The sequence below is a fragment of the Kitasatospora sp. NPDC022856 genome, assembly GCF_055561235.1.
Genome location: NZ_JBVHHE010000016.1, coordinates 147,148 through 161,621, shown reverse-complemented (window position 1 = coordinate 161,621; position 14,474 = coordinate 147,148). Strand labels below are relative to the sequence as shown.

Below are 14,474 nucleotides of genomic sequence, written 5' to 3'. Positions count from 1 at the left end.
GCCTCCGGTCGGGGGCGCGGCCGGGCCGGGAACCGGACCCGCCGGTGGGCTCAGGCGCCGGCGGCCGCCTCGCCGGTGAGCCCGTAGGCCCGGGCGATCAGCCCGTACGAGCGGTGCCTGGCCTCGTGGCCGTGGATGTGCGAGGTGACCATCAGCTCGTCCACCCCCGTCCGCTTGCGCAGCGACTCCAGCCCGTCGGCGACCTCGCCGGGCGAGCCGAGGACGACGTTGCCCAGCCAGTCGTCCACGAAGTCGGCCTCCACCGGGCTGTACGGGTAGCTCTCCGCCTCCTCGGGGGTGGGGATCGGGCCCGGGTTCCCCCGGCGCAGGCGCAGCATGCCGAGCGCCGAGGAGCGCGCGAGCCTGCGGGCGGCCTCCCGGTCGTCGGCCGCGACCGCGTTCACCCCGATCAGCGCGTACGGCTCGGCGAGCACGACCGAGGGGCGGAACGACGACCGGTAGAGGTCGAGGGCCGGGATGGTGTTGGTGCTGCTGAAGTGGTGGGCGAAGGCGAACGGCAGACCGAGCCGGCCGGCCAGCTGGGCGCTGAAGCCGGAGGAGCCGAGCAGCCAGATCGGCGGCCGGCCCGCACTCCGGGGAACGGCCGCGAGCCGGGCGTAGGGGTGGCCGTCCGGGAAGTCGCCGTCGAGGAAGTGGGTCAGCTCGGAGAGCTGCTGGGGGAAGTCGTCGGCCCCCTCGGCGAGGCCGCGCCGCAGCGCCCGGGCGGTCGCGGGGTCGGTGCCGGGGGCGCGGCCGAGCCCGAGGTCGATCCGGCCGGGGTGCAGTGCCTCCAGGAGGCCGAACTGCTCCGCGATCCCCAGCGGCGCGTGGTTGGGCAGCATCACGCCCCCGGACCCGAGCCGCAGCGTCGTGGTGTGGGCCCCGAGGTGGGCGAGCAGGACGGCGGGCGTCGAGCTGGCGACGCCCGGCATGCCGTGGTGCTCGGCGACCCAGAACCGGTGGTAGCCCCACTCCTCGGCGCTGCGGGCCAGGGCCGTGGTCGAGGCCAGCGCCTCGGCCGGGGTGTAGCCGGCGCCCACGGTGGCCAGGTCCAGGATGGAGAGCGGCGCGGGCGCCGAGCCCCGCGCGGTGCCCCGGATCGCCGCGTGGCTCCGCGGTCCGGGCCCGCGATCCTGCTGGTCGTCGGTGGTCATGCCGTCCGCCCTCCTGGCCGTCCTGCCGGTGTCCGTGTGGCGTCTGGGACGGCCGCGCACCTCGTCCGCGGCCCCGCCACTGCCAAGGGGGGTCAACCACGCCGCCGGGCCGGGTGTTCCCGCTCCCCGGCTCCACCGTGCGACCACCCGCCTACCGACCGTTCGGCTGACTCAGAGCCAGCGCGCGAACACGTGTGGCGACTTCACGCCAGCGCGGGAAGTCGCCAGCCGCAGGGCTCGCGACGGGCGGGCGGCGTCCGGCAGGCTAGGACGCAGAGCGGATCACCCAACGGGATCCACTCCCACCTGCAAGGTCGTCGGGCTGGACCAGCACCGGTCGATCCCCGCGAGCCCCTGGAACGGCACCCCGCTCCAGGGGCTCGCGTCGTGTGAGGCCGAGCACAGCCGGGGTGCTTCATGGCATGAAAAGTCGAGGCGCTAGCGTTGTCCCCTGCAGCCATCTGCTCCCCCGGGCAGCCTGGAGGGAGTACCTGACTTGGACATCGCGACGGTGATCGGATCCTCATGGATCTGCGCCCTGGCTCTCTGCGCCGTACTCGGCGACGCCTTTCTCCCCTTCATCCCCAGCGGGACGCTGGTCATCCTGGCCGTGCTCAAGACGGCCCAGATAGACGGCGCTCCGGTGGTACTGGGATTCGGGGTGGCGATCGCCTCCTTCCTGGGAGACCTCCTGCTGCTCCGGCTGGCCCGCCGGGGCGCCCCCTCGCTGCAGCGACGGCTCGAACACCGGCCGCAGCTGGCGGCCAGCGTGGCCCGGGTCCAGCAGGCGCTGGACGGGCGCACCACCGGGGCCGCGGCCGCCATGGTGGTGGTCGCGCGGTTCGTGCCGGCCGGCCGGACCGTGCTGGACCTGGCCATCGGGCACTCCCCCGCCGAGCCGTACCGCTTCCTGCGCTGGTCGGCCCTGGCCGCCCTGGTCTGGGCCGCCTACATCGTCACGCTGGGCTGGCTCAACAGCCACTGGTTCGACACCGCCTGGCTGAGCCTCGCGGTCTCCTGCGCCGCCGCGACCGTGATCAGCACCGCGATCGCCCGGATCGTGCGGCGCAACCGCCGGCTCGTCGTCACCTGACGCCGCGCCGGCGTGGGCGCGGAACCGCGTCGAGGGCTCCTACGGCACCGCGGCGTCGTCGACGCTGCGGTGCCGCGCCCGTGCGGCCTCCGCCCCAGCTCTCACTCCGGCCTCCGCCCCTGCGGCGTACCGGAGTTCGTGGTTCCGGTCGCGCGCGGAGGACCGCTCGCCCGCCCCGCCGGGAGCCGATCGCCCAAGACCGTGCAAAACGTCACAGGACCGCAACAGAAGGCCGGCCGTTGCAGCCGGTCGTTGCCGGGTAGGCGTGTTGACTGTTGTTGGACCTCGGGGCTTCTTCTTCCTTGATGCCTTCCGCGTCCACATGACATGCTAACGGCGTATTACATATCAATTGCCCGATATGACCGGTGCGGCCCACTGGCGCCTTTCGACCCGGCCGGCGGCACCCAGGGGAGACCATGACCAGCATCTCGCGCAGGACCGTGCTCAGCGCCACCGCCGCGACCGTCGCGCTCGGGGCGGCGGCGGCGTGTTCCAGCAGCGGATCGGGTTCAGGATCGAGTTCCTCCGCCCCCGGCGGCGCCGGCACCGGCACCGGCACCGGCACCGGCGGGCCGGCGGTGACCGGTACGCCGACCAAGGGGGGCGCCAAGGGCACGCCGATCGGGGACGGCTCCACGTCCGACACCGGCCCCCAGCCGAACCAGCCCAAGCCGGAGAAGCTCAAGCCCGGTGAGCGGCCGCCGCAGTTCGTGGTCTTCTCCTGGGACGGCGCCGGCGGCACCGACGACAACCAGTTCCCCCGCTTCCTCAAGCTGGCCGAGGAACACAAGGCCGCCATGACCTTCTTCCTCTCCGGGATCTACACCCTCCCCAAGGGCAAGGCCGATCTGTACCACCCGCCGAAGCACTCGGTCGGCGCGTCCGACATCCCGTACCTCTCGGACGGCGCGGTGAAGAGCACGATCAAGCTGATCAGCCAGGCCTGGCTGGCCGGCCACGAGATCGGCACCCACTTCAACGGGCACTTCTGCTCGACCCGTTCGGACGGCAACGGCGTCAACAAGTGGACGCCCGAGGACTGGCAGAGCGAGATCGACCAGGCGGTCTCCTTCGTGACCCAGTGGCGCACCAACACCGGCTTCACCGACGTCGACCCGCTCCCCTTCGACTACAAGAAGGAGCTCATCGGCGGGCGGACCCCGTGCCTGGAGGGGCAGAAGGCCCTGCTGCCGACCGCGGCCGCCCTCGGGTGGAAGTACGACGCCAGCTCCTCCGGCGGCCTCCAGATATGGCCGCAGAAGGTGCAGGACGGCAAGGTCTGGGACTTCCCGCTGCAGAGCATCCCGTTCCCCGGGCACTCGTTCCAGGTGCTCTCGATGGACTACAACATCCTCGCCAACCAGTCGGCCGGCAGCACCAAGGGCGACCCGGCGAAGTACGACGACTGGCGCTCCCAGGCCCGGGACTCCTACCTGGCCGGGTTCGACCGGGCCTACAACGGCAACCGTGCGCCCTTCTTCATCGGCAACCACTTCGAGCAGTGGAACGGCGGGATCTACATGGACGCCGTCGAGGAGACGCTCAAGACCATCGCCGGCAAGCCGGAGGTCCGGCTGGTCTCCTTCCGGCAGCTGGTCGAATGGCTGGAGGTCCAGGACCAGTCCACCATCCGCAAGCTGCGTTCGCTGAACGTCGGGCAGGCACCGGCCGGCGGGTGGGGGACCTTCCTCGGCGCCGCCGGGTGACCGACTCCTGAGGCGCGGCGGACGGGCACCCGGGGCGCGGGCGCGGTACGCGGACGCCCGGGGCGCGGGCGTGCCGGGTGTGGGCGCCGACCATGTGTGCGCGCACCGGCGTGGGGCCGGGCGACATGGTCGCCGTGCCCCGCGCTCGGGGACGGTGGTGGGGCGTTCCTCCGCCCCCTCCCCCCTCACGAGGTGACCCTGTGGACAAGGTCCTGGACTCCGCCGCCGAAGCGGTCGGGGACATCCCCGACGGAGCGGTGCTGGCCGTCGGCGGCTTCGGCCTCTGCGGCATCCCCAGCACCCTGATCGGCGCCCTGGCCGCCACCCGCGCCACCGGCCTGCACGTCGTCTCCAACAACTGCGGGGTGGACGACTGGGGGCTCGGCCTGCTGCTGCGGGCCGGCCGGATCGCCCGGATGACCTCCTCCTACGTCGGGGAGAACAAGGAGTTCGCCCGGCAGTACCTCTCCGGCGAGCTGGAGGTGGAGCTGACCCCGCAGGGCACCCTCGCCGAACGGCTGCGCGCCGGGGGCGCGGGCATCCCCGCGTTCTTCACCCCGGCCGGGATCGGCACCCAGGTCGAGGAGGGCGGGCTGCCCTGGCGCTACGGCGCGGACGGTTCGGTGGCGCTGGCCTCGCCGCCGAAGGAGGTCAGGGAGTTCGGCGGGCGCCGCTACCTGCTGGAGGAGGCCGTCACCGCCGACTTCGCGCTGGTCCGCGCCGAGGTCGCGGACCGGCACGGCAACTGCGTGTTCCACGCCGCCGCCCGCAACTTCAACCCGCTCTGCGCCACGGCCGGCCGGACCACGCTGGTCGAGGCCGACCGGATCGTCGAACCGGGCGTACTGGAGCCGGACGCCGTCCACCTGCCCGGGGTGTACGTCGACCGCCTGGTCCTCGCCGATCCCGCCGACCGCCGCGTCGAGCGCCGCACCGTCCGCACCGCGCTCCAGGAGGCCTGAGCCGATGACCGCCGAGACCTTCGCCGCCGCCCCGCGGTCCGTCGCCGCCCCGGGCCGGGCGCCCGAATCCCGGAACGCCCCGGACGCCCGGAGCGCTTCCGACGCGGACGCCCGGAGCGCTGCCAAGGCCCGGAACGCGCTCGCCGCGCGGGCCGCGCGGGAGCTCCGGGACGGCCAGTACGTGAACCTGGGGATCGGCCTGCCGACCCTGGTCCCCGGTCACCTCCCGCCGGGAGTCCGGGTGGTGCTGCATTCGGAGAACGGCGTCCTCGGCGTCGGCCCGTACCCCCTGGAGGGCACCGAGGACCCCGATCTGATCAACGCGGGCAAGGAGACCGTGACCGTCACCCCCGGCGCCTCGTACTTCGATTCGGCGTTCTCCTTCGGCATGGTCCGGTCCGGTCGGATCGACGTCTCGGTGCTCGGCGCGATGCAGGTCTCGGCCGCCGGCGATCTCGCCAACTGGATGATCCCGGGCAAGATGGTCAAGGGCATGGGCGGGGCGATGGATCTCGTGCACGGCGCCCGCCGGCTGATCGTGGTCATGGAGCACACCGCCCGGGACGGTTCGCCGAAGATCGTCGAGGAGCTCTCGCTCCCGGCCACCGGGCGGGGTGTCGTCGACCGGATCGTCACCGACCTGGCCGTCGTCGACGTCACGCCCGGCGGGCTGCGCCTGGTCGAGACGGCGCCGGGCGTCTCGTTCGACGAGGTCCGCGCCGCGACCGGCACGGCCCTGCTGCCGCCGTCCTGACCGAGGGACCCGCGCGGAGGCCGGACCACCCGTACGGCGGTCCGGCCTTCGCTCGTCCGTCCGACCGGCCCGCGTACGCGGGGCAGGAATCATCCCCTCGTCACACCAACTCGGGCCGCATGGCCGGGAATCGTCATATCCTCGCCCCCGCACGATGATCGTTTCCAGGACTGGTTGCGATCACGTCAACCCTCCGGGAGAGTTGGGGCAGCCAGAAGGTCCCGCGCACCCGGGAGGGAGTCCGGAGGGCGCGCTGGGACCCCGCCTTCGAAGTGGCCGGACGACCGCGCGCGATGATCGGTCGTACACGTTTCACCGATGCCGCCCGAGAGCCGCCCGGCGACACCGCAGTCGCCCGGGCGGCGCCCCGCTTCGAAGGCCAGGCTCCGGGGGGAGCGGCCTTCCAGGACGCCCAGGCACAGCCACTGGGCATCGGACCGCACACCTCCGGTCGGAGCACGCACGATCGAGCCGGCCCGAGCCGCCGGCCACGGGGGGAGCCACAGTTGGTCAAGCAGTTCTCGCGGCGCCCGCGCGAAGAGAGCGCGCCCGGTGCTCCCCTGGCCGTCCCCGAAGCCCCGTACGACTACGCCCACTTCAGCCGGCTCGCCGGTCCGGCCACCACCCCGGGCGGCGACGGCGACACCCCCGGCCCCTACCGCGTCCGCTACCGGAGCCTGCTGCGCCGGGAGCCGCACCGGATCCGGGCCGCGCTGCTCCTGCTGGCCGCCCCGGCGGTCGAGTCGGTGCTGCTGGTCTGGCTGCTGCTCCCCGGCCACTGGCCGGTCCGGCCGGGCGAGACGCACGCCTGGCTGCTGATCGCCGACAAGGCGATGGTCACGATCATCGCGGTCGTCGAGCTGTTCCGCCTGGTCAACGTCGTCTCCAACACCCACGCCACGCTGGTCGCCCGCGACCCCGTGCCGGTCACGCCCGAACCGGGCACCCGGGTCGCGTTCCTCACCACCTGCGTACCGGGCAAGGAGCCGCCGGAGCTGGTGCGCACCACCCTGGTCGCCGCGCTCGCCGTCCGGCACCACGGACCGTACGACGTCTGGCTGCTCGACGAGGGGAACGATCCCGCGATGCGCGCGCTCTGCGCCCACCTGGGCGTGCGGCACTTCAGCCGGCGCGGCATCGGGCCGTGGAACCGGCCCGAGGGGCGGTTCCGCGCCGGGAGCAAGCACGGCAACTACAACAGCTGGCTCCAGGCCCACGGCGCCGCCTACGACTTCTGGCTCTCGGTGGACACCGACCACGTCCCGCTCCCCGAGTTCGGCGAGCGGATGCTGGGGTACTTCCGGGACGAGGACGTGGCGTTCGTGGTCGGCCCGCAGGTGTACGGGAACTACCGCAGCTCGGGTTCGGCGGTCACCCGGTTCTCCGAGAGCCAGCAGTTCCTGTTCCACGCGCTGATCCAGCGGGCGGGCAACCGTTACGGCGCGCCGATGTTCGTCGGCACCAACAACGCGGTGCGGATCGGCGCGCTGCGGTCGATCGGCGGGCTGTCCGACTCGATCACCGAGGACATGGCGACCGGGCTGGAGTTCCACCGCCGCCGCAACCCGGCCACCGGGGCGCGCTGGCGGTCGGTCTACACCCCGGACGTCCTGGCGGTCGGCGAGGGCCCCTCCTCCTGGACGGACTTCTTCTCCCAGCAGCTCCGCTGGAGCCGGGGCACCTACGAAACGCTCCTGACCCAGTACTGGCGGGCCGCCTGGCGGCTGTCGCCCGGCCGGCTGCTCAACTACACGCTGATGGTCTGCTTCTACCCGATGGCGGCGCTGACCTGGCTGCTCGGCGGGGTGTCGAGCGTGCTCTACCTGGGCTTCGGGGCCTCGGGGGTCCACGTCTCCTCGGAGATCTGGATGATGCTCTACAGCGACGCGGCCGCCCTCCAGGTGCTGCTCTACACCTGGAACCGCAAGCACAACGTCAGCCCGCACGAGCCGGCCGGGTCTTCCGGGGTGGCGGGCATGCTGATGTCGGCGCTGTGCGGGCCGATCTACGCGGCCTCGCTCCTCCAGGCCCTGCTCCGCCGGCGCAGCCGGTTCGTGGTGACGCCGAAGGGCCACTCGGCCAGCCCCGACCGGGTGGCGACGTTCCGCGTCCACCTGTTCTGGGCGCTGGTGTTCGGCGGGGCGGTCACGGCCTCGTTCTTCACCGGCCACGACCACCTCGCCATGCGCACCTGGGCCTGCCTGGCGCTGCTGCTGAGCCTGCTGCCGATGCTCGTGCTGGCCGCCGACGCGGTCCGCCGCGGGCGGGCCCGGCCGACCTCCACGCTCACGGTCACCGGCGCCGCCGCCCCGAGGGTCCCGCGGCAGCCCCGGGCCGGGGAGCGTGCCGGGGCCGCCCCCGGCACGCAGAGCACCGAGGCCACGGCACCCGCCGCCACCGGCCGCTGACCCCGGCCGCTCAGCCCCGGCCCGTCGAACCAGCCCGTCGAACCAGCCCGTCGTCGCGCCGCAGTAGGAGGGACCACCCACCGTGAGGATCCGCAACGCCGGCCGGACCAGGCGCTTCGCCCTCGGCAGCACGGTCGCCCTGACCGTGGCCGGGATGAACGCGCCGGCCGTCCTCGGCTTCGCCCACGAGCAGTACCACCAGTACGTGATCAACCGCCCGGCCTACAAGGCCGAGTACGGCCACTGGCAGACCGTCGTCCTCCCGGCCGAGTTCCGGATCAACGCCGTCCACGCCAGCCTGCTGCGCACCGGCAAGGTGCTGATCATCGCCGGCTCCGGGAACAGCCGGCGCAGCTTCGACGCGGGCTCCTTCAAGAGCCTGCTCTGGGATCCCGCCGCCAACACCTACCGGCGGATCCCGACCCCGGCGGACATGTTCTGCGGCGGCCACACCGCGCTGCCCGACGGCCGGCTGCTGGTGGCCGGCGGCACCCTGCGCTACGAGGCGCTGGACGGCGCCGTGAAGAAGGCAGCCGGCACCATGCGGGTGCGCAACGAGAACCCGGACGCGGCCCGCACCTTCCCCAAGGGCACGGTGTTCACCGGTCCCGGCGGCCACACCTACCTGTCCACCGCCGAGGTGACCGTCCCGGCCGCGACGAAGACCGGCGCCGGCGACCGGACGGTGGTGAAGGCCGGCGAGCAGCACGTGTTCGTGGAGGCGGTGGCGGCGGGCACCGGGTCCGTCGAGGACTCCCCCGCCCAGTACGCGATCAAGGGCCTGGACGGCGCCGACGCCCGCAACCTCTACGGCATGGCCGACCGGCTGACGCTGGAGAAGCAGGACTTCCAGGGCATCCGCTCCGCCTTCGAGTTCAACCCGGACACCGAGCTGTACGAGCAGGTCACCGACATGGCGTACGCCCGCTGGTACCCGACGCTCACCGGGCTGGGCGACGGGCGGGTGGTCACCGTCTCCGGGCTGGACGACACCGGGCAGATCCTCGGCGGCAACGACAACGAGATCTACGACCCGGCCCGCAAGACCTGGTCGAAGGCGCCCGACCGCTACTTCCCGACCTACCCGTCGATCTTCCTGACCGCCTCCGGCAAGCTCTTCTACTCCGGCTCCAACGCGGGCTACGGCCCGGCGGACCAGGGCCGCGACCCTGGGCTCTGGGACCTGCGGGACAACAGCTTCCAGCCCGTCCCGGGACTGCGCGACCCCGCGCTCACCGAGACCTCGTCCTCCGTCCTGCTGCCGCCCGCCCAGGCGCAGAAGGTGATGGTGCTCGGCGGCGGGGGCGTCGGCGAGTCACCGCTCTCCACCGCGCGCACCGACATCGCCGACCTCTCCGCCCCGAAGCCCGCCTTCACCCCCGGGCCGGACCTGCCCGCCGGCGGCACCCGCTACCTCAACAGCGTGATCCTGCCGAACGACACCGTGTTCACCACCGGCGGCTCCCGCGACTACCGCGGCAAGCACCGCAGCGACCTGCTCGAGTCGCAGGTCTACCACCCGGACACCAACACCTTCAGCGCCGCGGCCGAGCCGACCGTCGGACGCGACTACCACTCGGAGGCGCTGCTGCTGCCCGACGGCCGGGTGGTGGTCCTCGGCTCCGACCCGCTCTTCGCGGACAGGGCCGACACCGAACCGGGCGCCTTCGAGCAGCGGATCGAGATCTACACCCCGCCGTACCTGTTCCACGGCGCGCGGCCGCGGGTGACCGACGCCCCGGCCGGCGCGAAGCTCGGCACCACGCTCACGGTGGGCACCCCGGACCCGGCGGGCATCGCCACCGCCAAGCTGGTCCGGCCGAGTTCGGTCACCCACGCCACCGACGTCGAGCAGCGCTCGGTGGCCCTGGACATCGGCACGCGCTCGGCCGGCGGGGTCGCCCTCACCCTGCCCGGCAACCCCGATCTGCTGCCGCCCGGCTGGTACATGCTGTTCGTGACGGACCGGGCCGGCACCCCCTCGGTCGCGCGCTGGATCCAGGTGACCGCCTGATCCCCGGGCGCCCCGACCACCCGACGCGCCCGAACACCCGGCGTTCGGCGCGCCCGGCTACCCGCCCCCGCGCGCCAGCCCCAGGGCGTACGGCAGCCAGAACTCGCCCGCCCGGGGCTCGCCGCGGCCGCACTCGCCGTCCGACTCACCCGGGTTCTTGATCCACAGGTACGCGTCCACCCCGGGCCGGCCGGTGGCGGCGGTGGGCGGCTCGCCCAGCGCGCGGCCGGGCGGGTTGCACCAGGCCTCGCTGCTCAGCGGGCCGTTGCCGTTGCGGCTGGTGTCGATGACGAAGTGCTTCCCGCCCAGCGCGGCGGAGAGTTCGGCGCCGTACGCCGCGTCGCGGTCGGTGCTGTAGAAGTTGGAGACGTTCACGGCGAAGCCGTCCGCCACGGCGACGCCGGACTTGCCCAGCGCCCCGGCCATCGCCGACGGGTCCTGGGCCCAGCCGGGGTTCCCCGCGTCCAGGTAGACCCGGACCTGCGGACGCTTCTTCAACTCCTGGACGGCGAAGGCCAGCAGGCCGTACCGCTCGGCGGCGGTCTCACCCTTGACCCCGCAGCCGTCCAGGGTGTGCGCGACGGCGTCCGGCTCCAGCACCACCCAGGCCTTGCGGTCGCCGATCGCCTCGGCGACGCCGGTGATCCAGGAGCGGTAGGCGGCGGCGTCGGCCGCGCCGCCGGCCGAGTACTGGCCGCAGTCCCGGTGCGGGATGTTGTACGCGACGAAGACCGGGGTGCGGTCCACCTCGGCGGCCAGACGGCTCAACTGCTCGACGCTGCCCCGGGCGGCCTGGTCGACGAGCCACTGCGAGGAGGGCTGGGAGGCGATCCCGGCGAGGGTGTCGGCCTCGGCCGTCCGGCCCTGACCGCGCAGCGCGGCCAACTGCCGGGCCGCGGACGTCCGGTCGGACACGTAGAACGTCTGACCCGGCAGCTGGACGGGCCCGGCGCCGGCGGCGCCGCCGCTCGCCGTGGTGGACCCGGTGGGCGCGGGCGCCGCGGCGGACCCTGTGCCCGCACTCCCCGGCGGGTCGGCCGAACTCCCGCCGCCGCAGCCCGCCACCCCTGCCGTCAGCCCCAGCAGCGCCGCCCCCACGGCCAGCCGGAACCCCGCCCCTCGCCATACCAGGCGCACGTACCGCCCCTCCCAGACCCGGTCCGGCGACCAGGTCGGCACCCAGCTTCGCACACCGGGTACCGGCCTCCGGCCGACGCCGGTGAACGGCCGGTGACGGCGGGCCGGCGCGACGCCCGGCCCGCCGTGCGGTCAGTCCTGCTTCAGGTTCGGCACCTGCCAGTCGATCGGGTCGACGCCGAAGCCGGCCAGCGCCTCGTTGATCTGCGAGAAGGGGCGGCTGCCGAAGAACAGCTTGGCGGAGAGCGGCGACGGGTGGGCGCCCTGGACCACGACGTGCTTGGTGGTGTCGATCAGCGGCAGCTTCTTCTTGGCGTAGTTGCCCCAGAGCACGAAGACCACCGGCTCGTCGCGCGCGCTCACCGCCTTGATCACCGCGTCGGTGAACTTCTCCCAGCCCTTGGCCTTGTGCGAGTTGGCCTCGTGCGCGCGCACCGTGAGCACCGCGTTGAGCAGCAGGACGCCCTGCTCGGCCCAGTGCATCAGGTAGCCGTTGTCCGGGGCGGGGATGCCCAGGTCGGCGTTCAGCTCCTTGAAGATGTTGCGCAGCGACGGGGGCGTCCGGGTGCCCGGGAGCACCGAGAAGCTCATGCCGTGCGCCTGGCCGTCGTCGTGGTACGGGTCCTGGCCGAGGACGAGCACCCGGACCTTCTCGTAGGGCGTGGCCTCCAGCGCCGAGAACTCCTGCCCGCTCGGCGGGAAGACCTGGTGCTCCGCGCGCTCCGCCGCCACGAAGGCCGCCAGCGCGGCGAAGTACGGCTGCTCCGCCTCGGCGCCCAGCACCTCGCGCCAGGACTCCGGCAGCTCCAGCCCGCCGACCGCCCCTGCTTCGGCCCCGCCTGCTTCGACCCCGGCTGCCTCGACCACGCCTGCCTCGACCGTGTCCGTCACGACATCAACCTCCCACCGGACGGCCGCTCACCGCCGCACCGCCCCGACCTCCGGCGTACCGCGCCGCTTGCGCCGCCCGCCCTCTTCCACACCGAACGCTACACAGCTCCACCGACAACTCACTCCGCCGCGGCGCCCGCACCCACCGGCTCGACACCGGGCGGCCCGTCACCGACCGCGGGGGCGGCGGCAGCGGCGGCCCGCGCCACCCGGACGTGCTCGACCACGTTCAGCGCCACCACCAGCGCCGCCAGCACCACGAGGACGACGAGCGCCGGCAGCCGCACCATCACCGGCACCAGGGCGAACACCACCGCCGCCGCCACGATCCGGGTGGTCGACACCGCGCGGAACATCATCCACCGGGTGTAGCCGAAGGTCAGCAGGTACAGCCCGCAGCCCCCGTACAGCAACGCCACCGAGCCCGCCCCGAGGGCCCGCCGCGGGTCGGCCACCGTCTCGCCGAAGCCGACCGCGACCGCGATCACCCCGGCCACCAGCGCGAGGTGGCCGTACTGGAACACCCGGCGGATGACGTCCCGGCGGGAGTCCGCGACGGCCACGGCATGCCGCATGGCGTCCGCCGCGTAGACGAAGTACTGCCACCAGAGCCCGGCGGAGATGGTGAACGCCGCCGCCACCGCGGCCAGTTCGGCCGCGTCGAGGCGGACGGCGGCGGCCGTGGCGCCGATCCCGACGATCGACTCGCCGAGCGCCACCAGCAGGAACAGCGCGAACCGCTCCGGCATGTGCTGCGGGTGGTACGCCACCTTGGCCAGCCGGTTGCGGAACAGCACCGGGCCGGACAGGTCGCAGAGCGCGCCCAGCGTCCAGAGCACCAGCCGCGGCCCCTCCGTGAGCAGCCCGCCCACGAACAGCAGCGGCCCGCTGACCAGCACGCCCACCCCGTACGGTCCGCGCCAGACGCCCGGGACGCGGATCAACAGCACCAGCAGCAGCACCCGGGCCGCCCAGTAGCCGGCGCCGAGCAGCACGCCCCGGCCCTCGTAGGCGCCGGGCACGGCCAGCGCCATGAAGAGGCCGGCCAGGCCGACGGCGAGGATCCCCAGGCGGTCCCTCGGGGTGTCCACGTCGCGGATGTTGGCCTGCACGGTGGTGCCCACCCAGCACCAGTACACCGGGACGAACACCACCAGCGCCCGCGCGACGCCGCCCCAGTCGTGGTGGTGGTGCAGCAGGCCGGAGACCTGCGTGACCGCGAAGACGAAGACCAGGTCGAAGTAGAGCTCCGCCCAGGTCACCCGCTTCTCGTCGATGGACTCCCCCGCCGTACTCATCCCGCCCCCTCCTCCGCATACGCAACAGGCGCACGCAAACGGACGGGCCCCGCCCGGCCATCGGCCGGGCGGGGCCCGCGTCATCAGAGCAGAGGCTAGACCAGGTCGACCAGGTCCGCGATCGACTGGACGACCCGGGTCGGCCGGTACGGGAACCGCTCCACGTCGGCGGCGGCGGTGAGGCCGGTGAGCACCAGGATGGTCTCCATGCCGGCCTCCATGCCCGCCACGATGTCGGTGTCCATCCGGTCGCCGATCATCACGGCGGTCTCCGAGTGGGCTCCGGCGCTGTTCAGCGCCTCGCGCATCATCAGCGGGTTGGGCTTGCCGACGAAGTAGGGCTCGACGCCCGTCGCCTTGGTGATCAGCGCCGCGACCGAGCCGGTGGCCGGCAGCACGCCCTCGGTGGACGGGCCGGTCTCGTCGGGGTTGGTGCAGATGAAGCGGGCACCCTGGTTGATCAGGCGGATCGCCTTGGTGAGCGCCTCGAAGCTGTAGGTGCGGGTCTCGCCGAGGACGACGTAGTCCGGGTTGTTGTCGGTCAGCACGTAGCCCGCCTGGTACAGCGCGGTGGTCAGGCCGGCCTCGCCGATCACGTAGGCGGTGCCGCCGGGGCGCTGGCCCTTGAGGAACTTCGCGGTGGCCAGGGCGGAGGTCCAGATGCACTCCTCCGGCACCTCCAGGCCCATGCCGGCCAGGCGCGCGCTGAGGTCGCGCGGGGTGTAGATCGAGTTGTTGGTGAGCACCAGGAAGGGCTTGCCGGACTCCCGCAGCCGGCGCAGGAACTCCTCCGCGCCGGGGATCGGCGTGCCCTCGTGGATGAGGACCCCGTCCATGTCGGTCAGCCAGGACTCGATGGGCTTGCGCTCTGCCACGTGCGTGTCTCCCGAAGTTGCAACGTCTTGCGATGGTCGTACCAAATCTGCGGCGCACCGCCGTCACCGTTGCGCCTCCCACCGGCCGGACCCACCTCGGGACACCGGACCGCCGGGGGTACTGCTGGCTGCCCCAACGGGGCACAGCCTAATCCGCACACCAGCCCGACGGCAGTACG

The 14,474-nt window shown here is 73.3% G+C and carries 11 protein-coding genes; 6 read left to right on the top strand and 5 right to left on the bottom strand.

Features of this window, described 5'->3' with window-relative positions; translation table 11 throughout:
• Nucleotides 1-50 precede the first annotated feature (50 nt).
• Entirely contained in the window at nucleotides 51-1,154 is a 1,104-nt protein-coding gene (locus tag ACZ34W_RS21965; protein WP_465606333.1) for an LLM class flavin-dependent oxidoreductase, read from the bottom strand.
• 496 nt (nucleotides 1,155-1,650) lie between these two features.
• Here ACZ34W_RS21965 and ACZ34W_RS21960 point away from each other — a divergent pair, with 496 nt between their 5' ends.
• From ACZ34W_RS21960 to glxA, 6 genes are all read left to right on the top strand, one after another.
• Entirely contained in the window at nucleotides 1,651-2,247 is a 597-nt protein-coding gene (locus ACZ34W_RS21960; protein WP_329487788.1) for a DedA family protein, read from the top strand.
• Nucleotides 2,248-2,666: 419 nt separating this feature from the next.
• Complete coding sequence (locus tag ACZ34W_RS21955; RefSeq protein ID WP_465606330.1) at nucleotides 2,667-3,956, top strand: polysaccharide deacetylase family protein; 1,290 nt, start codon at nucleotides 2,667-2,669, stop codon at nucleotides 3,954-3,956.
• Nucleotides 3,957-4,156: 200 nt separating this feature from the next.
• Complete coding sequence (locus tag ACZ34W_RS21950) at nucleotides 4,157-4,918, top strand: CoA transferase subunit A (RefSeq protein ID WP_465606328.1); 762 nt, start codon at nucleotides 4,157-4,159, stop codon at nucleotides 4,916-4,918.
• Nucleotides 4,919-4,922: 4 nt separating this feature from the next.
• Entirely contained in the window at nucleotides 4,923-5,672 is a 750-nt protein-coding gene (locus ACZ34W_RS21945; protein ID WP_465606326.1) for a 3-oxoacid CoA-transferase subunit B, read from the top strand.
• 560 nt (nucleotides 5,673-6,232) lie between these two features.
• A complete protein-coding gene (locus tag ACZ34W_RS21940; RefSeq protein WP_465606409.1) occupies nucleotides 6,233-8,080 on the top strand; it encodes a glycosyltransferase family 2 protein in 1,848 nt (615 codons plus the stop codon).
• Nucleotides 8,081-8,162: 82 nt separating this feature from the next.
• Complete coding sequence (glxA, locus tag ACZ34W_RS21935; RefSeq protein WP_465606324.1) at nucleotides 8,163-10,094, top strand: radical copper oxidase GlxA; 1,932 nt, start codon at nucleotides 8,163-8,165, stop codon at nucleotides 10,092-10,094.
• A 57-nt stretch (nucleotides 10,095-10,151) separates the two neighbouring features.
• Here the strand turns inward: glxA and ACZ34W_RS21930 are convergent, their stop codons facing one another.
• From ACZ34W_RS21930 to ACZ34W_RS21915, 4 genes are all read right to left on the bottom strand, one after another.
• Nucleotides 10,152-11,231, bottom strand: coding sequence for a glycoside hydrolase family 6 protein (locus ACZ34W_RS21930; protein WP_465606322.1), 1,080 nt, complete (start codon nucleotides 11,229-11,231; stop codon nucleotides 10,152-10,154).
• A gap of 132 nt (nucleotides 11,232-11,363) precedes the next feature.
• Entirely contained in the window at nucleotides 11,364-12,041 is a 678-nt protein-coding gene (locus ACZ34W_RS21925; protein ID WP_329492109.1) for a uracil-DNA glycosylase, read from the bottom strand.
• Nucleotides 12,042-12,241: 200 nt separating this feature from the next.
• Entirely contained in the window at nucleotides 12,242-13,420 is a 1,179-nt protein-coding gene (locus ACZ34W_RS21920; protein ID WP_465606320.1) for a low temperature requirement protein A, read from the bottom strand.
• A 95-nt stretch (nucleotides 13,421-13,515) separates the two neighbouring features.
• Nucleotides 13,516-14,295: an HAD-IIA family hydrolase gene (locus ACZ34W_RS21915; RefSeq protein WP_329487794.1), complete on the bottom strand. Its 780-nt coding sequence runs from the start codon at nucleotides 14,293-14,295 to the stop codon at nucleotides 13,516-13,518.
• Nucleotides 14,296-14,474: the final 179 nt, after the last annotated feature.

Bases quoted from the DNA above. Each gene is read 5' to 3' on its own strand.
- ACZ34W_RS21965 (WP_465606333.1), bottom strand. From the start codon at position 1,154: ATGACCACCGACGACCAGCAGGATCGCGGGCCCGGACCGCGGAGCCAC.
- ACZ34W_RS21955 (WP_465606330.1), top strand. From the start codon at position 2,667: ATGACCAGCATCTCGCGCAGGACCGTGCTCAGCGCCACCGCCGCGACC.
- ACZ34W_RS21945 (WP_465606326.1), top strand. From the start codon at position 4,923: ATGACCGCCGAGACCTTCGCCGCCGCCCCGCGGTCCGTCGCCGCCCCG.
- ACZ34W_RS21920 (WP_465606320.1), bottom strand. From the start codon at position 13,420: ATGAGTACGGCGGGGGAGTCCATCGACGAGAAGCGGGTGACCTGGGCG.